The organism is Halorubellus litoreus (genome assembly GCF_037081675.1).
In the GTDB taxonomy this organism is placed as follows: Archaea; Halobacteriota; Halobacteria; order Halobacteriales; family Natrialbaceae; genus Halorubellus; species Halorubellus litoreus.
The window spans coordinates 718,352-740,870 of the sequence record NZ_JAZAQL010000002.1; the positions used below are offsets into that span (position 1 = coordinate 718,352).

General features: G+C 67.3%; 23 protein-coding genes and 1 tRNA gene. 14 read left to right on the top strand and 10 right to left on the bottom strand.

Annotation, left to right across the window (positions count from 1 at the left end; all coding sequences use genetic code 11):
* Positions 1 to 44: 44 nt before the first annotated feature.
* The 3 genes from VYJ16_RS10840 to VYJ16_RS10850 all read left to right on the top strand — a co-directional run bounded on the left by VYJ16_RS10840 (position 45) and on the right by VYJ16_RS10850 (position 1,864).
* Positions 45 to 620, top strand: a complete 576-nt coding sequence (locus VYJ16_RS10840) for a response regulator (protein ID WP_336350320.1) — start codon at positions 45 to 47, stop codon at positions 618 to 620.
* A gap of 40 nt (positions 621 to 660) precedes the next feature.
* The gene (locus VYJ16_RS10845; RefSeq protein WP_336350321.1) at positions 661 to 1,083 is read left to right on the top strand and encodes a DUF5788 family protein; all 423 of its coding nucleotides are present in this window, start codon (positions 661 to 663) and stop codon (positions 1,081 to 1,083) included.
* A 76-nt stretch (positions 1,084 to 1,159) separates the two neighbouring features.
* Positions 1,160 to 1,864: a V-type ATP synthase subunit D gene (locus tag VYJ16_RS10850; protein WP_336350322.1), complete on the top strand. Its 705-nt coding sequence runs from the start codon at positions 1,160 to 1,162 to the stop codon at positions 1,862 to 1,864.
* Between the two features lie 51 nt (positions 1,865 to 1,915).
* Here VYJ16_RS10850 and citE read toward each other — a convergent pair whose 3' ends face one another.
* The 5 genes from citE to glmS are packed head-to-tail and all read right to left on the bottom strand — an operon-like array spanning position 1,916 to position 7,335.
* On the bottom strand, positions 1,916 to 2,968 hold the full coding sequence (gene citE, locus VYJ16_RS10855; protein WP_336350323.1) for an L-malyl-CoA/beta-methylmalyl-CoA lyase: 1,053 nt from the start codon (positions 2,966 to 2,968) through the stop codon (positions 1,916 to 1,918).
* A gap of 6 nt (positions 2,969 to 2,974) precedes the next feature.
* On the bottom strand, positions 2,975 to 4,084 hold the full coding sequence (mch, locus tag VYJ16_RS10860) for a 2-methylfumaryl-CoA hydratase (RefSeq protein ID WP_336350324.1): 1,110 nt from the start codon (positions 4,082 to 4,084) through the stop codon (positions 2,975 to 2,977).
* 60 nt (positions 4,085 to 4,144) lie between these two features.
* Positions 4,145 to 5,416, bottom strand: a complete 1,272-nt coding sequence (locus VYJ16_RS10865; RefSeq protein WP_336350325.1) for a methylaspartate ammonia-lyase — start codon at positions 5,414 to 5,416, stop codon at positions 4,145 to 4,147.
* The gene (locus VYJ16_RS10870) at positions 5,406 to 6,896 is read right to left on the bottom strand and encodes a methylaspartate mutase subunit E (protein ID WP_336350326.1); all 1,491 of its coding nucleotides are present in this window, start codon (positions 6,894 to 6,896) and stop codon (positions 5,406 to 5,408) included. The genes VYJ16_RS10865 and VYJ16_RS10870 overlap by 11 nt, the downstream gene beginning before the upstream one ends.
* A 4-nt stretch (positions 6,897 to 6,900) precedes the next feature.
* Entirely contained in the window at positions 6,901 to 7,335 is a 435-nt protein-coding gene (gene glmS / locus VYJ16_RS10875; protein ID WP_336350327.1) for a methylaspartate mutase subunit S, read from the bottom strand.
* 149 nt (positions 7,336 to 7,484) lie between these two features.
* On the opposite strand from glmS, the gene mct reads away from it, so the two are divergent.
* From mct to VYJ16_RS10890, 3 genes are all read left to right on the top strand, one after another.
* On the top strand, positions 7,485 to 8,798 hold the full coding sequence (gene mct / locus VYJ16_RS10880) for a succinyl-CoA:mesaconate CoA-transferase (RefSeq protein ID WP_336350328.1): 1,314 nt from the start codon (positions 7,485 to 7,487) through the stop codon (positions 8,796 to 8,798).
* 99 nt (positions 8,799 to 8,897) lie between these two features.
* Entirely contained in the window at positions 8,898 to 9,416 is a 519-nt protein-coding gene (locus tag VYJ16_RS10885; RefSeq protein WP_336350329.1) for a hypothetical protein, read from the top strand.
* Positions 9,417 to 9,851: 435 nt separating this feature from the next.
* Positions 9,852 to 10,211, top strand: coding sequence for a hypothetical protein (locus VYJ16_RS10890; protein ID WP_336350330.1), 360 nt, complete (start codon positions 9,852 to 9,854; stop codon positions 10,209 to 10,211).
* Here VYJ16_RS10890 and VYJ16_RS10895 read toward each other — a convergent pair.
* Entirely contained in the window at positions 10,181 to 10,471 is a 291-nt protein-coding gene (locus tag VYJ16_RS10895) for a hypothetical protein (protein WP_336350331.1), read from the bottom strand. The genes VYJ16_RS10890 and VYJ16_RS10895 overlap by 31 nt on opposite strands.
* 123 nt (positions 10,472 to 10,594) lie before the next feature.
* Between VYJ16_RS10895 and VYJ16_RS10900 the strand changes: the two genes are divergently transcribed.
* From VYJ16_RS10900 to VYJ16_RS10920, 5 genes are all read left to right on the top strand, one after another.
* Positions 10,595 to 10,918 (top strand): DUF5785 family protein, encoded by a 324-nt coding sequence (locus VYJ16_RS10900; protein WP_336350332.1) that lies wholly within the window; start codon positions 10,595 to 10,597, stop codon positions 10,916 to 10,918.
* 128 nt (positions 10,919 to 11,046) lie between these two features.
* The gene (locus VYJ16_RS10905; RefSeq protein WP_336350333.1) at positions 11,047 to 11,805 is read left to right on the top strand and encodes a GTP cyclohydrolase III; all 759 of its coding nucleotides are present in this window, start codon (positions 11,047 to 11,049) and stop codon (positions 11,803 to 11,805) included.
* 223 nt (positions 11,806 to 12,028) lie between these two features.
* The gene (locus VYJ16_RS10910) at positions 12,029 to 12,604 is read left to right on the top strand and encodes a CBS domain-containing protein (protein ID WP_336350334.1); all 576 of its coding nucleotides are present in this window, start codon (positions 12,029 to 12,031) and stop codon (positions 12,602 to 12,604) included.
* A gap of 198 nt (positions 12,605 to 12,802) precedes the next feature.
* Positions 12,803 to 14,098: an ABC transporter substrate-binding protein gene (locus VYJ16_RS10915; protein ID WP_379762246.1), complete on the top strand. Its 1,296-nt coding sequence runs from the start codon at positions 12,803 to 12,805 to the stop codon at positions 14,096 to 14,098.
* 485 nt (positions 14,099 to 14,583) lie between these two features.
* Entirely contained in the window at positions 14,584 to 15,549 is a 966-nt protein-coding gene (locus VYJ16_RS10920) for a DUF4397 domain-containing protein (protein WP_336350336.1), read from the top strand.
* A gap of 192 nt (positions 15,550 to 15,741) precedes the next feature.
* Here the strand turns inward: VYJ16_RS10920 and VYJ16_RS10925 are convergent, their stop codons facing one another.
* From VYJ16_RS10925 to VYJ16_RS10940, 4 genes are all read right to left on the bottom strand, one after another.
* The gene (locus VYJ16_RS10925) at positions 15,742 to 16,557 is read right to left on the bottom strand and encodes an ABC transporter ATP-binding protein (RefSeq protein WP_336350337.1); all 816 of its coding nucleotides are present in this window, start codon (positions 16,555 to 16,557) and stop codon (positions 15,742 to 15,744) included.
* Positions 16,554 to 17,435: an ABC transporter ATP-binding protein gene (locus VYJ16_RS10930; protein WP_379762248.1), complete on the bottom strand. Its 882-nt coding sequence runs from the start codon at positions 17,433 to 17,435 to the stop codon at positions 16,554 to 16,556. Before VYJ16_RS10930 ends, VYJ16_RS10925 begins: the two co-directional genes overlap by 4 nt.
* A complete protein-coding gene (locus tag VYJ16_RS10935; protein WP_379762536.1) occupies positions 17,432 to 18,736 on the bottom strand; it encodes a branched-chain amino acid ABC transporter permease in 1,305 nt (434 codons plus the stop codon). The genes VYJ16_RS10930 and VYJ16_RS10935 overlap by 4 nt, the downstream gene beginning before the upstream one ends.
* A gap of 98 nt (positions 18,737 to 18,834) precedes the next feature.
* The gene (locus VYJ16_RS10940) at positions 18,835 to 19,953 is read right to left on the bottom strand and encodes a branched-chain amino acid ABC transporter permease (RefSeq protein ID WP_336350339.1); all 1,119 of its coding nucleotides are present in this window, start codon (positions 19,951 to 19,953) and stop codon (positions 18,835 to 18,837) included.
* Positions 19,954 to 20,388: 435 nt separating this feature from the next.
* Here VYJ16_RS10940 and VYJ16_RS10945 point away from each other — a divergent pair, with 435 nt between their 5' ends.
* The 3 genes from VYJ16_RS10945 (at position 20,389) to VYJ16_RS10955 (ending at position 22,227) form a co-directional block, all read left to right on the top strand.
* Complete coding sequence (locus tag VYJ16_RS10945; RefSeq protein ID WP_336350340.1) at positions 20,389 to 21,609, top strand: phosphoglycerate kinase; 1,221 nt, start codon at positions 20,389 to 20,391, stop codon at positions 21,607 to 21,609.
* On the top strand, positions 21,610 to 22,146 hold the full coding sequence (locus VYJ16_RS10950; RefSeq protein WP_336350341.1) for a GNAT family N-acetyltransferase: 537 nt from the start codon (positions 21,610 to 21,612) through the stop codon (positions 22,144 to 22,146).
* A 7-nt stretch (positions 22,147 to 22,153) separates the two neighbouring features.
* Positions 22,154 to 22,227: transfer RNA gene (locus tag VYJ16_RS10955), tRNA-Thr, on the top strand.
* The last annotated feature ends 292 nt before the right edge of the window (positions 22,228 to 22,519 follow it).

Sequence of the window (22,519 nt, forward strand, 5' to 3'; positions counted from 1 at the left end):
TGGTAACGGCCAGTTACTTGTTTAACGACGCGTTACCTACCCACATGGTTTCTGGGGGTGCTTCGGGCGGTGGTCGCGTCGTGGTGGTGGACGACGAGGAGCGCGTCGCGGACGTGTACGCCACGTTCCTCGCGGACGACCACGACGTCGAGGTGGCGTACGGCGGCGAGGCGGCGCTCGACGTCGTCGACGCGACGGTCGACGTCGTCCTCCTCGACCGTCGGATGCCGGGACTGCACGGCGACGAGGTCCTGGAGCGACTCCGCGACCGCGGGTACGACGGGCGCGTCGTGATGGTGACCGCGCTCGACCCCGGCTACGATATCGTCGACATGGACTTCGAGCAGTACGTCTGCAAACCGATCGCTCGCGACGAACTCCGAACGATCGTTCGACGCGAGCTCCTGCGCTCGAACTACGACGACGCGCTCCAGGAGTACCTCCGCTTGCAGTCGAAGGTGACGACGATCGCGGACGATCACCCGGACCCCGCGGCGAGCGACGACGACCGCGTACGGGCGCTCCGCGAGCGCCTCGACGCCCTCCGGGACGGCCTGCTCGACACGCTCGTCGAGCACGCGGAACTCGCGTACGAATCCGAGGACGAGGGGACCGCCTGACGCGGGCAAGACACTTGCGTTCGCCGGCCGAACGACAGGTATGGCGCGTAACTCGCTCGACGACGCGGAGCGCCACGCGCTCCTCCGGCGCGTCGACCGCGGGACCGCGACCGTCGGCTCGCGAGTTCCCGCGTCCGTCACGGTCGACGGCACCGACGTCGCGCTCCGCGAGTTCGTGGTCGCGACGCGCAACCAGCGGACGCTCACGCCAGCGGAACGTAGTCGCGTGCAGGACGTACGCGACCGCCTCCGCGCCGAACGCGACCGTCGACGGGACCGGCTCGCGAGCGCCGACCTGAGCGTCGAGGAGGGAACAGCGCTCGCGGACAGCATCGTCGGTCTCGACCGCGCGCTCGCCGCGCTCGCCGACCTCAGCGACCGCAGCCTCGAGGCGGACCGCCACGAGCGACACGTCGAGTCCCATCGCTCCTGGCTCGAGTTCCTCGACCGCATCCAGAAGTAGCTCCCTTCCAGCCTGTGGGGCTTCGAGAACGCCCGCCATAACGATACGTCGTGAGGACGTCAAGCCGTTCGAACAGATGCGGACTCGGACGGTGACGCCGACGCGACACAACCTCCACGTCATCGAGGACCGTATCGAACTCGCAGAGCGCGGTCATCACGTCCTGGAACGCAAGCGCGACGGGCTCGTGCTCGAGTTCGTCGACCTCCTCGACGAGTACCAGGACGCGCAACGCGAACTGCGGACGCGGTTCGAGCGCGCCCAGTCGCTGTTCGACCGCATTCGCGCGACCGAAGGAGAAGTCGTCATCGACGGGCTCGTGCGTGCTCGGAGCGTCCACCCCGAGATAACGACGTCTCGAAAACCCTTCCTGGGGGTGGCGCTCCCGCAGTTCGAGGCCACCGGCGTGCGCACCGACCTCGCGCATCACGGGTACGGGTTGCTCGGAACGAGCCCGGTCGTCGACGAGCTCGTGGACGCGTACGAGGCGCTCGTCGAGCAACTCGTTGCGTTCGCGGAACTGGAGACGGCCGCTTTGCTGCTCGTGGACGTCATCGAGACCACGCAGCGACGCGTCAGGGCCCTCGAACACGCCGTCATCCCCAGATTACGGCAGGACGCCAACCACATCCGACGGCGCCTCGACGAGCGCGCGCAGGAGGAACGCGTCCGCCAGAAGTGGTTCAAGGAGAAGCAGGAACGCCGACGCATCCACGCCGACCCTCCCGGTGGCCGCGTTCGACCGCACCGGAACGGCCGGAGCGACGAGGACGAACGCTGAAGGCCGTCGCGACAGTGACGCGAGACGACTGTCGATGTCGGCGTCGATCGATTATCGCTGCCAGTCGGTGTCGAGGTCGAGCGCCCGGTCGACGAGCGCTTCGTCGTAGACGTCGCGGGTCTGGTCGGGGTGCCGCGCGTGGATGGTGCGGACGGTCTCGACGGTGTTCGCGAAGTTCTTGAACGTCGCCTCGTCGACCATCTGGCCGTCGACCGTCACCGCACCGGTGCCTTCGGCTTTCGCGTCGTTGAAGCGCTCTATCTTCGAGACGTCGCGCTCCAGTTCGGTGGGCGTCGGCATGTGGATGCGGTTCGCCTGGACGGTCTGCTTCGGGTAGAGGCTCCAGGAGCCGTCGAGGCCGACCGCGGCCTCGCGCTCGACCTGGTCCGCGTAGGCGGGAGCGTTGTAGTACGTGACGCCGGCGCGTTCCTCGAAGAGCTTGTCGAACGGGCCGCCGATGGCGACGACGTCGTTCGCGCTCGCCTCGTTCGAGAGCGCCTCCAGGAGGCCGTCCCAGCGCGGGCGGTCGCCGTCGATGGCGCGCCCGCCGAGTTCCGCGGTGTAGTCGACGGGCCCGAAGACGAGGCCCGCGAGGCGACCGCCACCGTGGGCGTCCTCGTTCCCGAGCATCGCGATGTCCCGGAGGTCAGAGCGCGCCGCGGCAGTCTCGACGATGACCGAAAGCTCCATCGAGCCTCCGGGGAGGCCCGCGGCCTCCTCCGCGCGTTCGACGACGTCGATCGCTCGCTCGACGTCCGCGACCCGGCCGACCTTCGGGACGACCACGCCGGTGAGCTCGTCGCCGACGGCTTCGAAGAGGGTCCGGACCTCCTCCTCGCCGCGGTCACGGAGGCCGGCGTCGTCGTACGCCCACTGGACGCGCGGCCAGATCTCCCCGGAGAACTCGACGCCGCCGTCGAGCCGGTCGATGGTGTTCTCCAATCCCTCCGCCTTCATGTCGGGCGCGGTGCCGTCTTCGAGGTCGGGGACGAGCCAGTCGGGGGCCGAGAAGCCCTCCGAGGCGAGCGCGGAGTCGAGGTACTTCGCCGTGTTCTCCTTGGGGACGGCGGCCGGTGCGGTCTGGAAGGTGCGTGCGATTCTCATCTGGAGTCAGTTGCCTGCGTTCGTCGTCGAGCGCTTCTGTATCTGTGCGGTCCGCGTCCCCGAGTACACGGGGGTGTCGTCCTGGTTGAACGCGACGTGCTCGAACTCGACGGTGCCGTACCGGTCGCCGTCGTCGCGAGCGTCGCGGACGTGCGTGAAGCAGTACACGGTGTCGCCGGGCGTGACGAACGTGTGGAAGCGCTCGTCGTCGAACCCGACCTCGCGCCACGTCGCCTCGTCGCTCCGGGCGTGCCCGAGCGCCGTGGAACGCGTGACGTCGCCGTACGCGACGAGGTCGCCCGACGGCGAGTCCGCCATGACGGCCGCGTCGTGGTGCTGCTTCGCCGTGTTCAGCGTCATCAGCGGTAACTGGGAGACGGTGACGGCGTCCATCGTCCGGCCGCGTTCGTGGCGGTACGCGACCGCCGCGTCGCCCCCGTGCCTGTCTTCGGTCGTCGCGAGCGCGGCGGCGAAGTCCTCGAAGTACTCGCCCTCGGGTTCGACGAACGTCCCCGGGAGCCCGAGGTCCATGGTCTCGCCACCGTCGGGTTCGACGTCGTCGAGCGACTCGTGCTCGCCGCCGTCGGTCGCGGGCGGGTTCCGGCGGGGGATCATGTTCGTGCGCTCGTAGGACAGCAAGCGCTCGCCCGTCTCGGCGTCCACGCCCTCGGTCTGCCACGTTACGATGCCATAGTCCGGTCGCGAGGACGACGTCGCCGTCGAGTCGACCGTCGACCGCACCTGGAGCGTCGTCCCGAGCGGAACGCCGTGCTCGTGGAAGCGGAGGTTCGTGCGGCCGAGGAAGTACCCGCCCTTCTCGGAGAGGTCCTCCACGGTCGGCCCCATCACCGCCGCGGTGAGGTAGTCCGGATGCGCAGGGACTTCGTCGAACCCACGCTCGCGGGCGGCGTCGGGCCGCCAGTACGCGGGGTCGTGGTTGAGCGTCTGGCCCGCCCACGTCTCGCTCGCGTGCCGCGTCAGCGTCAGCCCGGGCTCGTGCTCGAGTTCGTCGCCCTCCGCGAAGTCCTCGAAGCAGTTCCCCTTCTCCCTGGTCTCGACGCGGTCGAGTGCCGCGCGGAACGTCTCGCCGTCACTGAAGTCGTAGTCGCCTGTCATGTGCTGGAGTCGGTAAGGTCGAGATCGCGTGTCATGTGCTGGAATCGATAACTGGCTGCTTCAATCGTCCGCGACCGCTCGCGTCGTCCGGTCGGCGTCGTCGCGAGCGAGCGCGCGCCGCATCTCGTTCTCGACGACCATGTAGCCCTCGTCGAACCCCATCCCGGGTTTCGCGAGCACCTGGAACGCGTCCGTCGCGAGCGCAACGTGCGCGCAGGCTCGGGCGCTCGTGACGGTCTCGTTGCACGTCCCGCCGAGGTACGCGCGGACGTCCGTACCCTCGCAGTACCTGACCGCCTCCCCGGAGCGCTGGATGCCGCCGAGGTCCGGGGTCTTCACCTGGACGACGTCCGCGGCGCCCGCGTCGACGAACGCCTGGACGTCCTCGAACGTGTTGCACCACTCGTCGGCGACTAGGTCGACGTCGACGCCGGCGTCGCCGAGTGCGTCCCGGAGTTCGGTCATCGCGTGGATCTGTTCGGCGCGCCCGCCGACGTCCATCGGGCCCTCTATCTGTATCGGGTGCTCGCCCGCCGCCTCGGCGAGCGACTGGAAGTAGTCGACGACCTCGGCGCGGTCGTACGGTGCGCCGAAGACGTCGCCGATGACACCGTACACGTCGAGGTGGAGTCGCGGCCGATAGTCTGGGGGACCGAGTTCGCTCGCGCGTTCGGTGAGCCACGCGACGTACTCGCGGAGTCCCTCGCCCTCGCCCCCCAGTTTCTCGACGCTGTTGAACAGCCCGTGGGGGAGGACGGGGACGCCCTTGATCATCATCTTCTCGGCGTTCACGTACCGGTCGTCGCCGGACTGCCCGAACACCGGAACTGGCTCTGTCGCGGGCGTCGTCCCGAGGTGGTCGGCGAGCGTTCGCGCTCGCGTCTCACCGTTCCCGTGCGCCGCCGCGGCGAGTAACGCCTGCGAGACGCCGTACCGGACCGCCGTGTGGAGTTGCTCGCGGCCGTCCTCGCCCGGCATCGCGGCGAGTTCGGCGACGTTCGTCCCGAACTCGGTCGCCGACCGGCCCTCCAGAGCCTCGGCGACGCGGTCCTCGACGACCGGCTCGTAGCGCTCGGCGCGGAAGAGCGGGTCGCGACCGCCGGCGCCGGAGTACTGGACCGCACAGCAGTCCCCGGAGACGGTACGGCCGTCGCTCAGGTCGAGTTCGACCGTGAGCGCTTCGCCGGCCTCGCGGACCGCGTCGAACCCCTCGGTGACGGGGTCGCCGTCGTACGCGAACCCGTCCTGGGTCGCGCCCGCCTTGATGGCGCGCTGGTCGTCGAAGAAGAACCCCGACACCGTGGGGACGGCGCGGACGCGCTCAATCCGCACGCGACTCACCTCCCTTCGGCGCGCCGGCGTCCTCGCCTCCCTGCCTGCCCTCTCCAGGGTTCGGGCGACCGATGAGGCGGCCGTCGCTGATGGCGTCGACGTCGTCGGCGACCATCTTGAACGAGCGCTTGCGGCCCTCGGTGCGTGCGCGCTCGTCGAGGAAGTTCCCGTGTATCTCCTTGATGTCGTCGCTGACGTCGAGCTCCGCGAACTCGAAGATGCGGACGCGGCCGTCGTCGTCCCTCGCGGGGAGGACCGCGCCCATCGCGGCGTCGCTCGGCGCGAACGGCACGTCGAGCGCCCCGCTCGCGAACGCGTCGACGACGCCGAGTGCGACGTCGCCGTCGCCGTGCGCTTCGACGGTGTCGACGAGCTCCATCGCGGTGCGCTCGATGAGCTCCTGCTCCTCGTCGACGCCCTCCAGGGTGATGGCTTGCTCGCGGACCATGTCCAGCATCTGCCGGGTCGTCCGCAAGCCCGCGGCGTTCGCCTCCTTCGTCGGGACGCCCTGGAACTCCTGGGGCGACTTCGTGATGACCTTGTCCGGCTGCGCGATCGCGGCGGTCGTCCCACCGAGGCCGATGACGCCGTTCGCGCGCGCCTCGTCCGGCGGGAACCCGCCCATCCACTCGTGGAAGACCGTCGTCACCTCGACCGCGTCGGGGAGGTACTCGTTCCCGAGCTTCTTGAGCGCGCGGAGCGCGGCGACGTCCTGGACGAGGTTCCCGACCTGTCCGTACCCGAGCGTCAGCGAGCGCACGCCCTGTGTCGCAGCGAGCTTGCCCTCGACGAGCATCACCGCGATGGCGATGCTCGGCGGGACGAGCGTGCCCGTCAGGGGACCGAACGGCTCGCGGTTGATGGTGATGCCGCGTTCGGTGTACGCGCCCGCGAGCCGGTCGACGAACTGCCAGTGCTCGATGGTGTCCGCGAGCGAGTTCTCCTTGCAGTAGGGGATGTTGTAGCTGATGGGGCCGCCCTCGAAGCTCTGGAAGCCGCCCGCGAACGTGATGGCGGCGAGCAGTCGCGCGTCGGGCGTCCCGTGCCGGACCTCGATGGGCGCGTCGAGCGCTTCGACGAGTTCGCGGCAGCGCTCGACGCCGTGATTCACCGCCGGGAATCCGTTCAGCGCGGCCTTCCCGGTCTCGCGCGCCTCCTCCAGCCCGGTCTGAGCCTTCTCGTATTGGTTGTCGCGCGTGTACGAGTCGATGGTCGTCGGCAGGAGGTCCGCCTGCCCTTCGTTCTGGAGGTGCTCCAGGAGCGATATCTGTTCTTCGAGACGCGCGACGCCAGCTCGCGGCTGGAGGAGCGGGCGGTCGGCGTTCTCGAGGACGTCGGCGAACCGCTTGCTCGCGGGCAGGGACTCGTGGAACTCGACGGCTTCCTCGAAGTCGACGGCTGCGCCTGTCGACCAGTTCCCGCGGACGTCCTCGTCGATGCGTCGCAACTGCTCGGCCGGGATGCGTTCGTCGCGTAACATCGGGTCAGGCGGTGACGCGTTCTGTATCGCGCTCGCTGTGCGCGCAGTCCATCTCGAGGGCGCGGATCGCTTCCTCGGGACTGGTTTCGCTGTCGAAGACGCGGTCGAAACCCATGTCGCGGAACGTGCGTCGGGTCTCCTCGAAGTCGCTCTGGCCGACTGCGAGGTTCCCGCCGATGTACGTGACGGTGTCGACGCCCGCTTCCTGTAGGGTCTCGTGGAAGCCGCGGCAGTCCTGCTCCGCGTGCCCGTAGAGCGAGGAGACGAGTACAGCGTCGGCGTCGTGGGTAGCTGCGGACTCGGCGAACTCCTCCTGGGAGGTCTGGACGCCGAGATTGTGAACCTCGAACCCTGCTGCGGAGAGGGCCTGTTCGAGGATGGTGATACCGACGACGTGCGCGTCGGACCCGATGACACCGAGAGTGACTGTCGCGGCCATGTAGCTCCAAAGTTGTATGAACAATAGTTAAAGATAATGGTCTATCATGATAATATTCCTTATACACGTTGAAGGGTGCGTTTGAGAATAAACCACACCATCATTATCTATTGGGAAGGTTTTTGCGTGACGGCGTCCACGAACGCCCCATGCCAGGACGCGACGCCGGCGACGAGCCGGCATCGAACCGCGCCGACAGCCACACCGGCGGCGACGACGCCGACCCCACCACGGGGACCGGCGCGACGCGCACCGGCGACGAACCCGCGCCCGGCAACGAGGGCCCGCTCTCGGACCTCCGCGTCGTCGACCTCACGCAGGTACTCGCCGGCCCGTACTGCACGATGCTGCTCGCTGACCTCGGCGCGGACGTCGTCAAGGTCGAACGCCCCGGCGGCGACCTCATCCGCTCGAACCCCCCGCACGTCGGCGACGCCGACGACGAACCCTACGGCGGCTACTTCCAGAGCGTCAACCGCGGGAAGCGCAGCGTCGAACTCGACCTCGGCGACGACGACGACCGCGAGGACTTCCGCTACCTCGTCGAGTCCGCGGACGTCGTCGTCGAGAACTACCGCGCCGGCACCATGGAGCGCCTCGGGTGCGCGTACGAGGACCTCAAGGAGCTGAACCCGGAGCTCATCTACGCGAGCATCCGCGGGTTCGGCGACCCCCGCACGGGCGAGAGCCACAGACAGGGCCAGCCGAGCTTCGACCTCGTCGCACAGGCACTCGGTGGCGTCATGGAGATAACCGGCCAGGCGGACGGGCCACCGACGAAGGTCGGGCCCGGCATCGGCGACCTCTTCACCGCCGTCCTCGAAGCCGTCGGCATCCTCGCCGCCGTCCACCGGCGCGAGCGAACCGGCGAAGGCAGCTACGTGGACACCGGCATGTACGACGCGATGGTGTCGATGTGCGAGCGCGCCGTCTACCACTACTCGTACGACGACGACGTCCTCACGCGACAGGGCAACAGCCACCCGACGCTGTTCCCGTACAACGCCTTTGAGGCCGACGACGGCTACGTCGTCATCGCCGCGTTCAGCGACGGTCACTGGCGCGAGCTCTGCGAGGCGATGGACCGCCCCGACCTCGCCGCCGACTACCCCGACGCGCCCAGCCGGATCCGCGCCCGCGACGACCTCCGCCCGCAGATAGCCGAGTGGACGCGCACCCTCAGCGCCGACGGCATCGTCGACCTGCTCGACGGCCGCGTCCCCGCCGCACCCGTCCAGGACACCGCCGACATCTTCGACGACCCGCACGTCCACGACCGCGGGATGCTCGCCGACGTCGAACAACCCGGTGCGGACCGCGACGTCACCGTCGCCGGCTGCCCGATCAAGTTCGGCGACGCCCCCACCGGTCCCCGAGGCCGCGCCCCACTCCTCGACGAGCACCGCGACGAACTGCTCGGCGACCGCGACCGCGAACGCCCGCGCGCCAGCGGCGACGACTGACCCGGGACTACGCGATCGAACCGGCGCTCAGGCGTCCGCGAGCACCACGCCAGCACGCGTCAACCCCGCTTTTTCTTGCTCGCCGTCGTACTCCAGAGCATGCACGCTCGACACGTCCTCGCGCTCGCGGTCGCGCTCGCGCTCGCCGTCGGCCTCGCCGGCTGTCTCGACTCGCCCAGTTCAGGGCCGAACGCGCCACCCGGGAACGAGTCCTTCACCGTCGAGATGACCGGGAACTCGACGCACAGCGTCTACGTCGCCACGCACCTCTACACCGAGCGTCCCGAGTCGGTCACCCTCGAGTACGCGAACGGCACCACGCGCGAGTTCGAACTCCCGACCGAACAGGGTCTCGTCCAGGGCTCGGCCCCCGACGGCTTGCGGAGCGTCGCGACGCCCGAGGACGACGGCGGCGTCTACTTCGAGGGACCGCCCGCGTTCACCGCGAGCGCGAACGAGATCGCGCCGATGGAGACCGTCGTGTTCGTCGTGCGCGTCGACGGCAGCGACCAGGTCGCCGCGTGGGGCGTCGCGAACTGCGACGGTCACGTCGACCGCGTCACGCTCGACGCGACCGGGCGGACGGTTACCGTCGGCGGGCTCGCGTGCAGCAACTGACCTCGGCCCACGGTCGCCTGTCGCGGACCGAGGTCGGTCATCGCTGGCCTGCCCGCTCAGCAGGTCGACTGCACGTTCGAACCCGCCCGACACGCCCGCGCTATCGACCGCCAGTCACCGCGTTTTAGTCAAGGTTTTAATGAGTACGTCTAATGCCCCGTACGTGACCGTCCTCCACGTGTTTCGCATCGCGCTCGCGCTCGCGGCCATCGTCGCACTCGCCGGGTGCCTCACGGCCCCCAGTTCGACACGGTACGAACCGACCACACCGGACTACAGGGACGACTGGAACGAGTCGACCGACCTCGTCATCGAAGGGAACGTGCCGACCGCGCCAAGTTCGTCGTCGGGCTGTACGACGAACCCGTCGAGAACGTCAGGCTCTACTACGACAACGAAACGAGGACGTCCGTCGACGTTCCCAGAGAGCGTATCGTGCTGCGCAACGCCAGCCCTGCCCTCGATGACCTCGGCAAACCGAAAGCAAACCACACCCTCAACTACCAGACCACGATCGCCACGAAAACGGGGTACAACGCCATCGAACCGATGCAGACCGCGTTGTTCTCCGTCAGCCTCAACGGTACCATCCAACTGGACGCGTGGGGGGTCGTAACCTGCGACGAGCACATCGAACGCATCACGCTCGCCGTCGAGGACGGGAACCTCACCGTCGACAGCCTTACGTGCAGGAACGACCCCGAGGACGGAACTCGTTCGACCACGCCGGACGACCCCGCGTCGACCGACCCGATGGCGGCCGTTCACACGGTGGCGCGGTCGACGAACTTGTAGAAGCGACTCGAATCGACGCCGGGGTCCTCCTCTGGCTGGTACACGAACGCCAGTCCCTCGCGTTCGAACGCCGCGAAGAACTCCGTCCACGAGACGACCCTGAACCGGTCCGAATCCGGGAACGAGAACCGGAGGACGTCCTCGGCGCCCGCGCCAGCGCGCGCCGGCTCCGCGTTCCGTTGCTCGGCCCATCGCCGTATCGTCTCGTGGTTCGTCGTCGCGTTCCCGTGACCACTGGCGGGAGAGACGGATTCGGACATTCCTACTCGATTCTTCGAACGTCCGATGCCCAAGTCACCGGCCAAACCCGCTAGGTTCCGTTCCAGTCGACGGCGTCGTCGGGGAGAGAAACCCTTTTGCGCCTTCCATCCGGACGCTCTCGTATGACCGACTGGCCGTTCGACCCCGACGGAGACGAAGGCAGCGAGGGCATGCGGAAGTACGGGATGGCGATCCTCGCGAAGCGACTCGACGAGGACGAGGACTTCCCGCTGAAAGCAGCCGACTTCGTCGACGAACACGGCGACGAACCCGTGCGCCTCAACCACCGTCGCGTCGTCAGCGTCGCCGACATCTTCGAGCACGTCGACAAGGGCGAGTTCGACGACATCGTCGACTTCCACAAGACCATCGGGCGAGCGATGCGCTCGGGCGACTTCTGGGAGTACCAACCGAAGGCCGGCGAATCCAACTACAAGCCCGCCTGAGACGCCGAATCGCCTTCTCCCCCCAGTCCGTTCGATGACGTCGCCAGCAGCGCTCGCCGTTCGACGGCTAACCCGCGGCATCGCGTTTAGGGTGACTTAAGCCGTCGGCTCCGCTACGAGCCGGTAACGTGACGAACACTCAGGTCACTCTCTTCCAGATAGACAACTACGGTCCCTGGACGGTGACGCCCGAACCGCGCCGCGAGGTCGACCTCCAGACGCTGCAATCCCGCCTGTACGCGGACCTCTCCCAGCTCGTCGGGAACCGCGGCGGGTACGTCTTCTTCACGCGCTTCGACAACATGGTCGCGGTGACGAACGGGCTCGAGGACGCAGACCTCGAACTCATCCAGGAGTCCGTGCGGAACCGGTACCCGGTGACGTTGAGCGTGGCGACGGCGACGGGGACGACGCCCGCGCAGGCGCTCGTCGACGCGACCGAACTCGTGCAGGACCACGGGAGCGCGCAGGACAAGTCCCGACGCGAGGTGCTCGCTGGCCGGACGATAGCGAGCGAGCATCGGCGCGAGGACGACGTCCACATCGCGCACTTCGACGTGGTGGACGCCACCGGCAAGTACACGGACGAACTCGACGCGTTCGAGACGTTCACGCACATCGAGCAGGGGTACGCGTCGCTCATGCGGCACCTCTACACCGAGTACGACGGGCTCGCGTTCTTCGTCGGCGGGGACAACGTCATCGCGACCGTCCCGGAACTCACCGAGAGCGAGTATCGAGCGGCTATCGAGCACGTGCAGGCGGACGCGGACGTCGAACTGCAGGTCGGCGTCAGTTCGGACCGAACCGCGCACGAGGCGGGGATGGACGCGAAGCACGCGCTCGAGGACTGTCGCGCCCGCAACACGACTGTCGAGTTCCACTAGGGAGACGGCCTCGCCGCGTGATGCGGTCGACCGTTCGCCGCGTGATGCGGTCGACCGTTCGCATCGAACGGCCTGCGCCACCGGTGTCGCTCGAACCGGCGTCGCTCGAACCGGCATCGCGCCGGCCGGTTTCACGGCGCCACCGGCGCCGCCCCGTAACAGTTGGAACGGGCTTAAGTCTGCTGGAGGTACCTTTTAGAACGGCCGTGCCAATCACTCACGTATGAATGCGGACGTGTCGATTCGCGACGTTGCAGCCAGGAACTTCGTCGGCGTCACGGAGACCGACTCCGTGAACGGCGCCGCGAAACTCATGTACGAGGACGACGCCAGTTGTGCGGTCGTCCTCCGGGGCTCGGAACCCGTCGGCATCGTCACAGAACGCGACGTCGTCGGCCTCATCGCCGAGGACGGCGACCCGATGAACACCGAGGTGAGCGTCGTGATGAGCGACCCGGTCGTCACGATCGACGCCGAGGAGTCCCTCGCGCTCGCCGCCGAACGCATGGGGACCGAGACCATCCGGCATCTCGTCGTCACCGCGGGCGACGAACTCTTCGGAGTGCTCGCCGCGGACGACGTCCTCTCGGCGCGCTCGGCGACCGCACCCAGGAACGACGAACCGACCGCGGGCGACCTCGTCGAGAACGGCGGCATGCCCGTCGCTGACGACCGGAGTCAGCCCGCCGAGGACGCCACGTACGACCCGCAGAGCATCTGCGAGGTCTGTGGGTCGCTCAGCGACACGCTCACCGACCGGAACGGACAGCTCGTCTGCGACAACTGCCTCGACGTCTAGCTGGAGGGTCGTCGGTTCGAACCTGCGGTCGCGCTGGGCGTCGCGGCCAACCGGCGTCGAACAGGTCCGGTCGGCCACCGTTTTATTTACTCACCACTGGAACAACCGGGTTTACCCGTCCAAACGCCACTGGAACCACCCCACGAAACGGCGGTCCCGGGGTCAGACTTATTACACCCGCCTTTGTAAGGGACTCACATGGCACGGAACGTGCGAAGACGTGACGTACTGAGCGGCATCGGCGCAGCTGGACTCGCAAGCACCGCGGGCTGTATCGGCGGCCTCGGCGGCGGCGGCGGCGGTGGCCCCGACATGCTCACGGTCGTCGGCTACCCCGAAGACGGCATCCAGCTGTTCCGGGACTTCTACAGTTCCTACAGCGACGACGTCAACATCCTCATCCCCGACGGGCTCCGCGACGGCGACCTGCCGGGTCAGGTCGGGAACGACATGAGTAACATCACCGGGACCGCACCCGCTGCGGGCGGCCCGAACCAGGAGGCGTTCCAGTCGCTGTACGAGGACGAGTACGGCGAATCCCCCGGCGTCTTCACGACGCAGTCCTACGACTCCGTCGCGGTCGGTATCCTCGCGAACGCCGCGGCCGGCGAGAACGACGGCACCGCCATCCGAGACCAGATGCGGAACGTCGCCAACCCCGGCGGCATGGAGGTCGGCGTCGAGAACTTCGTCGAGGGCGTCGAAGCCGCCGCGAACGGCGAGGACGTGAACTTCCAGGGGTCGTCCAGTTCCGTGAACTTCGACCAGAACGGTGACCCGGCGTCCGCCGCGTACGCCATCTGGGAGTTCACCGAGGGCGGCACCGAGACCGCGGAAGTCCAGCAGTTCGAGGGCTCGAACCCCGACGGGAACGGCCCGAGCGCCGACGAGATCCCCGGTGGCATGGGCCGCGAGATCATGGTCGGTATCCTCCTCCCGGAGACCGGCGCGCTCGCGTCCACGGGCGCGGACATGATCAACGCCGCACAACTCCCCGCCATCCAGGTGAACAACGCCGACATCGACCTCGAGGTCACGACGCAACTCGAGGACACGGAGACGAACTCCCAGTCCGGCGTCGCCGCCGCGAACTCCCTCGTCAACGCCGGGTTCCCGTACATCTGCGGGAGCGCGTCCTCCGGTGTGAACGTCCCGGTCAGCCAGGAGGTCCTCATCCCGAACCAGGTCGTCGGCTGCTCGCCGTCCTCGACGGCGCTGTCCGTCACGAACCTCGAGGACGACGACTACATCTTCCGGACGGCACCGTCCGACCGCCTGCAGGGCCGCGTCATGGCGCAGGTCGCGAGCGAGCGCCTTGAAGCCGAGAGCGCCGCGACGCTGTACGTCAACAACGACTACGGCCAGCAGCTCTCGAACCGGTTCTCCAGCGTGTTCGAGGACGAGTTCGACGGGAGCGTGTTCCGTCAGGTCGCGTTCAACCAGGGCGAATCCTCGTACAGCTCCGTCGTCAGCGAAGCGATGTCCGCCGAGTAAGCCGGGAGACGACCCACAGATTCCCGTTTTCTTTCGACGCCACGCTCGATAGCGACGCCATCGACTCGCACCGGCTTCTTTCGACGCCAGCGGTCGCGGTGCCCGCTGACGGTCCGCGAACCCACCGCTCGCGTCCGAGTCCGGATGAACGCGGATGAATCGTTTGCAGCACCCAGTTACGTGCCGGTAACGCCACGACCTCGCATCCGCGTTCGCGGACACGACGACGTTACCCGCTGCATCGACGTGGCCGGTCACGCGCCCGACAGCACCGGGTAACTTCGGGTGACGCGCTCGCCACCACGATAAGCGGCGCTGATGTGCGGGTGGACGTCCGGTTACCACCCTGGGCGACGCTCGATTCGTCGGGCGTTCGACCCCTGAAACGACGTGAAATCGGTACCATAGTGTTACGTCAACCGCCCGAATCCGGCCCGGTTCGACACCGCATCATAACAAAGCGACGAGCGACCCGCGACGTAGGTGTGCGCTCGAAGATCACATCCACGAAGGTACTCGCGCTGGTACTCGCGGTCGCACTCGTCGGGAGTACCGTCGCGTACGCCACAGCCATCGACTCGAACCGGACGGCGGACCAACACACTGTCAGTCAGGACACCTCGTACCTGCGCGTCGTGCACGCCTCGCCCGACGCGCCCTCGGTCGACGTCGTCGTCGACAACGAGAAGGTGCTCTCTGGCGTCGAATTCGGGACCGCCAGTGACTACCTGTCGCTCCCGGCCGGAACGTACAACATCTCCATCCTCGTGAGCGGCACCGAGACCGCGGTGTTCGAGGACACGGTGACGCTGTCGCCGCGGTCCGTGACGACCGTCGCAGCGAGCGGCGAGGTCAGCGAGAACGCGAGCTCGACGTTCGAGCCCGTGTTCTACGCCGACGACGCGTTCACGCCCGCCGAGAACGAGAGCGCCATCTCGGTCGTGCACCTCTCGCCGGACGCGCCCGCGGTCGACGTCACCGCCGCGAACGGGAGTGTCGTGCTCGCGGAGAACGTGACGTTCCGGAACGGTTCCGACTACGTGTCGGTGCCCGCCGGGAACTACACGGTCGAGATCCGCGCGGCGTCCGCCGACAACGACGGGCAGGTCGTCGAGACCGTCGACGCGTCCCTGGAGGGCGGGACCGCGTACACCGCGTTCGCCCTCGGCTACCTCGACCCCGAAGCGTCACCGGTCGACAGGCCGTTCGAGGTCCTCCTGACGGAGGACGCCACGTTCACGGTGGAACTCCCCGGTGCGGACGAACCGGTCGACAACGGGACGACCGAGCCACCCACCGAGACGCCTGGTACCGAGACGACGACGCCGGTGACCGAGGTTCCGGGTAACGAGACGACGACGCCGGTGACCGAGGTTCCGGGTAACGAGACGTCGGTCCCGGAGACCACCACCCAGGCGACCGGCAACGAAACGGCGGTGATCGTCTTCTGAGGAGGCGGTCGTCGAGACAGCCGGCGCTCGCTACGTGCGTTCGCTCTGCGAGAGAATCGCATCCCCGTCTCCCCGAGCGAATGAGACGGGTCGTATCAGCATCCGGTCGACTGCGTTCAGAGAGACGGACGGTCCGCCGCCCCACCGGTCGAACCCGGAAGGGCGACGGTACCCGTCCACGAGTCCGGGGTGTCAGCCGCCGAGGAAGTCCTGGCGGACCTGTGGGTCGTTGAGGAGCGTCGTTCCCTCGTCCTCGTAGCGGTTCTTCCCGTCGACGAGCACGTACCCGCGGTCGCAGCGCCGCAGCGCCTCCTTCGCGTTCTGCTCGACCATCAGGACCGCCGTCCCGGCGTCGTTGATCTCGTCGATCTTGTCGAACATCTCCGCGACGAGGTCCGGCGCCAGCCCCGCAGACGGCTCGTCGAGCAAGAGGAGCTCGGGGTCGAGCATCAGCGCGCGACCCATCGCGAGCATCTGCTGTTGCCCGCCCGAGAGCGTCCCCGCCTTCTGGTCCTGGCGTTCCTCCAGGATGGGGAACCGCTCGAACACCTCGTTCAGGCTGTCCTGCGGGACGTCCTCGAGGATGTACGCGCCCATCTCGAGGTTCTCGCGGACCGTCAGCGTCCCGAACACGTTGTCGTTCTGCGGGACGTACCCGAGCCCGAGGTGGATGATGTCCTCCGGACGCATCGTCGTGATGTCGTTCGTCCCGAACTGCACGGTCCCGCCCATGTGGCTGGTGAGGCCGAACACGGACTTCATCACCGTCGACTTCCCCGCACCGTTCGGGCCGACGATGGTGACGTACTCCTCGTCGTTCACGTCCATGTCGACGTCCGTCAATATCTGGAGGTCGCCGTACCCGGCGTCCAGGTCGCGCACGGAGAGGATGCTGTCCTCGTAGAGCGTGACCTCCGTCGCCGCGCTCGTCGCCGCGCCACCGTCCGGCTGGAAGCCGCTCGACGATTCGTCGGCTGTCGCGTCCGCCGCCGTCGGTTCGTCGGTCATACCTCACCTCCGAGGTACGCCTCGATGACGTCTTCGTTGTTCCGCACGTCCTCCGGCGTCCCTTCGGTGAGGATGCGGCCCTGATGCATCACGATGACTTTCTCGCAGTTCTGCATGATGAGGTCCATGTCGTGCTCGACGATGAGGAACGTGTACCCCTGGTTGCGGAGTTCGTGGATGTGCTCCAGGAGCCGCTCCTCGAGCGTCGGGTTGACGCCCGCGAACGGCTCGTCGAGCAGGAGCATGTCCGGGTCCGTCAGGAGCGCGCGCGCCATCTCCAGGAGCTTCCGTTGCCCGCCGGAGAGGTTCCCCGCGTACTCGTTCGCGAGGTGCTCGATGTCGAAGAACTCGAGGGTCTCCCACGCGCGCTCTAAGATCTCCTCTTCCTGTTTGTTCACGTCGTTCCGCGCGAACACCGACCGCCAGAGTGCTTCACCGCGCTGATGCATGGGAGCGACCATCATGTTCTCCAGGACGGTCATCTCCGAGAGTTCGCGCGCGATCTGGAACGTCCGCACGAGCCCGCGCTCCGCGACCTCGTACGGCTCCAGGCCCGTGATGTCCTCGCCGTTGAACTCCACGACCCCGGAGTCGGGCGTGTACGTGCCCGTGATGCAGTTGAACGTCGTCGACTTCCCGGCGCCGTTCGGACCGATGAGGCCCGTCATCGAGCCCTTCTCGATCTCGAACCCGGCGCCGTCGACGGCCGTGATACCGCCGAACGTCTTCCGGAGGTCCCGTACCTTCAGCGGGACGTCGACCATGTCCGCGCTCTCGGAGACCGCGTCCAGTTCGACGTCCGCGTCGGCGTCCGGAACCGTTACACCGCCCGATTCTGCCTCCGAGTCGGTTGCGTCCGAGGGTTCGGCGTCACTCATTGGTCCTCACCTCCGTCGGTCGCGGGCTGCTTGTTGGGGCGCGTGAGCGGGATGCTCGACGCGGACTCCTTCCGGTGCCCGAGCAGGCCGTCCGGCCGCCGGTGCATGAGCCAGATGAGGACGACCCCCATCAGGAACAACTGCAGCTGGCGGATGGAGTCGAGCGTGTAGAGCAGCATCGGGAAGATGTCCCCGCTTCCGAGGGGCGCCATCGCCATCCCGAAGCTCGACGGCGCCTCGGGGTTCCCGAGCACCGTCTCGACGATGTTCTTGAAGTACCGCGGACCCTGGAAGAGGAACGCGGCGAAGATAGCGCCACCCATGACGCTCCCGGTGTTCGACCCGGAGCCGCCGATGATGAGCGCGATCCACACGTAGAACGTGATGCGTGGCCGGAACGTGTTCGGCGTCACCGACCCCTGCGTGCCGAACCAGAGGATGCCGATGAGGCCCATGAGCGCACAGCCGACCATGAACGACTTGATCTTGAAGACGTTCGTGTTCTTCCCGAGCGCGTTCGTCACGTCCTCGTCCTCGCGGACGGCCTTCAGGACGCGACCGAACGGCGAACTCCCGATGCGGGTGATGAGGACGTAGAACCCGCCGAGCACGAGCAGGAGGACGAACGCGTACGCGAAGTTGTCCACGACCGGCTTCGGGTTGTTCGGGATGGCGGTCCCGACGGCTTCGACGACGACGCCGAGATACACCTCCTCCCATAACCACCCTGATTGGCCGAACACGAGGTCGAACGGCACGGACGCGGTGCGGACGAACACCTCGAGCGGGTCGCCGTAGTCGAGGATGACGCCGTCACCGCCGCCGAGACCGACCTTGTAGCCCGCGATGTCCGTGCTACTCAGCGTGTCCGAGAGCAGTGAGAACCGGACGATCTCGGACAACGCGATTGTGACGATCGCGAGGTAGTCCGCGCGGAGTCGAAGTGCCGGCAGCGCCGCGATGAGGCCGAGGATGGCGGCTGCGGCCATCCCGCCGACGATACCGACGAGGAGCGGGAGGCCGAACCCGCCGACCTCGGCGGCGCTCGTCCCGGAGCCGAACACGGGCTTCGAGAGGACGCCCGTGATGTACACGCCGGTCGCCATGAAGCCGACGATACCGATGTTGAACAGGCCCGTGTACCCCCAGTGGAGGTTCAGCGCGAGCGCCGACATCGCGAACACCGCGATCCAGAAGCTCAACTGGCCGAGCTGGTTCATCAGCCCACGGAACGGCAGGCCGATGACGAGGCCACCGATGAGGTACAGCGCGAACACGCCGACGAGGAGCGTGAGGAGCATGTACGAGTCGTTCCGGAAGTCGATCCCGAACAGGACCGACTGGTCCTCCTCCTCGCTCTGCCCGTACCCCTTCGCTTCGTCGCCGCTGTCCGTCTCGCTCATGCTGTCGACCTCCCAGAGAACAGCCCCTGTGGACGCGCGACCAGGACGAGGATCATGACGACGAACGCGGCGGCGCGAGCGAACCCGGACGGTATCCAGATGACCGCCGTCGAGGCCGTCAGGCCGATGACGAGGCCGCCGAGGATGGCGCCGTACACCGACCCGATGCCGCCGAGGATGACCGCTGCGAAGATGAGCAGGAGTAGCAGCCAGCCGTCGTTCCAGCTGAGGGTGCCCTTCCAGAGGACGAACATGTACCCGGCGATGCCGGTGAGGCCACCGCCGATGATCCACGTCGACCGGATGACGCGTTCGGTCGGGATGCCCGTGATGCGGGCGAGGGATTCGTCGTCACTCATCGCGCGCATCGCCTTCCCGAGCTTCGTGCGCTGCAGGAGGAAGTGCACGCCGAGCATGAGGCCGCCAGCGACGATGACGAGGAAGCCGTCGTGTAGCGTGAGCGGGACGGTTCCGTCGAGGACGAGCGGCCGGATGTCTGGGACGGTCCCAGCGTCGGTGGTGCCGCGCGTACTGGAGTCGAAGACGAACAGGATGAGGTACCGGAGCGCGAACGCCACCCCGATACTCGTGATGAGCAGCGGGATGCCGCCGGCGTCCCGGATGGGTTTGAACATGAACCGGTCGATGAACAGTGCGAGCCCGATGGTGAGGCTCCCGGCGACGATGAGGCCGGCGAGCACCGCGAACGGCGTGTTCACGATGTTGACGCCGAGTGCGCCACCGAAGACGGAGCCGCCGGCGCCGACGAGCGCGAGCGACCCGATGTTCGCCTCGGCGCCGAAGCCGCCGGCGATGAGGTACGTGACGGACCATCCGGAGAACGCGCCGGCGGTGATGTAGTCACCGTGGGCGAAGTTCGCGAAGTTCAGGATGCTGTACGTCATCGAGAGTCCGATCCCCGCGAGTCCGATGACGAGGCCGCGCATGAGTCCGTCCTTGATGAGTCCGAGCATGCCGGATATCGCCAGCTCTCCCGTGAGGAGCTGACGAAGCATGTCCAGTAGAAGGACGACTCCGATGAAGACGAGAGCGGCTGTCATCGGCTTCTCGACGATGAGCTCTCTACCTCTCGTTACTGATTCTGATGCTCCCATGTGTGTGGCTTACAAGGAAAGCGCGACAAGGAGATAGTTAAGTCTTGCCCGACCTATCATTTCCGTTGGATACGGAGTGGCCGACGAGGAGCGTCCGGTCGCCGTAGCCGTTCGTCCGAAGGCGCCCGGTTACTACGTCGGGTTTCCACCGGTTCGAGAGCACGTCACCGTTCAGAAACTACCACGTATCGAACCAGCGTTTATAATAAAACAGACCAGTCTGGTGGCCGTCTGGATATCGACGGTACCGCCGCCAGACGCCGGGATTGCATCGCGTACGGCGGTCACGTCACCTGGAAGGTCATGGCACTCGCCAAATCCATTCAGGATGCTGTCACACCCCACGAGAGTTCAACTCACACAGTGAATCGTGGCAACGAACCCGCCCTGTCGAACAAAGAAAGGTCTTTCACGGGGCCCCGCGGAACCCCAAGCATGCCGTTGGAGACCCTGGACGACGCCACCCTCGACGGTGCCGCCGTCGCGGTCCGCGTGGACGTGAACAGTCCACTCACAGCGGACGGCGCGCTCGCCGACGACGCGCGCCTCCAGGCCCACCACGACACGCTCGCAGAGTTGACCGACCGCGGCGCCCGCGTCGCCGTCCTCGCCCACCAGGGACGTCCCGGTGGCGACCAGTTCTCGCAACTGCGTCCACACGCCGAACGGTTCGACGAACTCCTCGACGTCCCCGTCTCGTACCTGGACGCGACCTACAACCAGCAGGCGAGGGACACCGTCGAGGCGCTCGAGCCCGGCGAAGCGGTCGTCCTCGAGAACACGCGCTTCTACAGCGAGGAGTACATGGAGCTCGACCCCGCTGTCGCCGGCGGGACGCATCTCGTCGAGGGGCTCGTCCCGGTCCTCGACTACTACGTGAACGACGCGTTCGCTGCCGCGCACCGCTCGCAGCCGTCGCTCGTCGGCTTCCAGCAGCACCTTCCGAGCTACATGGGTCGCGTGATGGAGGAGGAGATCTCGGTGCTCGGGAACGTCGACGAGACCCCGCGTCCACGCGTCTACCTCCTCGGTGGCGCGAAGGTCTCCGATTCGGTGGACGTGGCGTGGGACGTCCTCGAATCCGGGATGGCGGATCAGGTGTTGACGACGGGCGTCGTCGGGAACGTGTTCCTGCTCGCGGACGGCGTCGACATCGGTGACGCGTCCTCGGACTTCATCTACGACCAGGGGTACTGGGACCAGATCGATCGCGCAGCGGACCTCCTGGACGCGCACGGTGACCGCGTGCGGTTCCCGCAGGACGTCGCGGTGGAACGCGACGGTGAACGCCACGAACTCGGACTGAACGCGCTCCCGAGTGCGGACGGGGAGGCGGCGATGGACGTCGGGAGCGAGACCATCCGCTTGTACCGGAGCGTCCTCGAGTCCGCGGAGACGGTTATCCTGAACGGTCCTGCGGGCGTGTTCGAGGACGACCTCTTCGGTCGTGGGACTCGCGAGCTGTACGCGGCGGCGAGCGAGGCGTCGTACAGTATCGTCGGCGGCGGGGACACCGCTGCAGCGATCCGGAAGTTCGACCTGACGGGGTTCGACCACCTGTCGACGGGTGGCGGTGCGTGCCTGCGGATGCTGACGGACGGCGACCTCCCTGCGGTCGAGGCGTTGCGGAACGCGCCGACGGTGCGGGAGGCGTAGATGCGTATCGAGCCGGCGCGCGCTCGCGACGTGGATGCGCTCGCTGACGCGTGGGTGGCGCTCGCCGCGGAGCAGCGCGCGCACGGGTCGCATCTCGAAGCCGCGGCGAACCGTGCTCGGATACGCGAGTCGATGGCGCATCACGTCGTCGACGATTCCTGTCTCGTCGCTCGCCGGGAGGACGCGCCGGCGGAGGACGCGCCGATGGAGGATGCGGCGGCGGACGAGCATGGGTTCGTGGGGTTCGTGACGTTCTCCGTGGACGACGGTGGGTACGAGATGGATGCGTCTCGTGGGAGCGTCGAGAACCTGTTCGTGCGGGCGGGGTCGCGTGGGGCTGGCGTTGGCGCGGCGCTGTTGTCGGCGGCGGAGGACGCGCTCGCGGCTCGTGGCGTCGAGGTGGTGTCCCTGGAGGTGCTCGCGCGCAACGACCGTGCTCGCGAGTTCTACGACCGCGAGGGCTACCGCGAACAGCGCGTCGTCGTCGAGAAGCGAGTCGATGTCGAAACGGATACAAAGGGCAACCTCGGAGAGTGAATCACGCGCCAGGAGAGCATGGGCGGTTCATGCACTCGACTTGTAATCGAGACTTCGGGGGTTCGAATCCCCCTCCTGGCTCTTCTGTCGCGAACGACGGTGAGCGACGAAGAGCGAACGGTTTCGAATCCCCGAGTGGTTGGTGTGTTGCCAATCCGCATGGTGGTCTGGTGGTTGGTTGACGTGTCGAGAGCGACGTGTCGGCTTCCGTTCTGGTCCGAGCGATGATACGGATGTGGGCCGGTGGCGCGTCGACCGCCATGAGGGTGCATGTTGCGAGACGGCCGTCGATGCGACCCAGTTCGTAACTCGCACATAATTTTCAGAAGTTAGAACAGTGGTCGCGGCATTTATGAAGCATTGTCTCCATGGG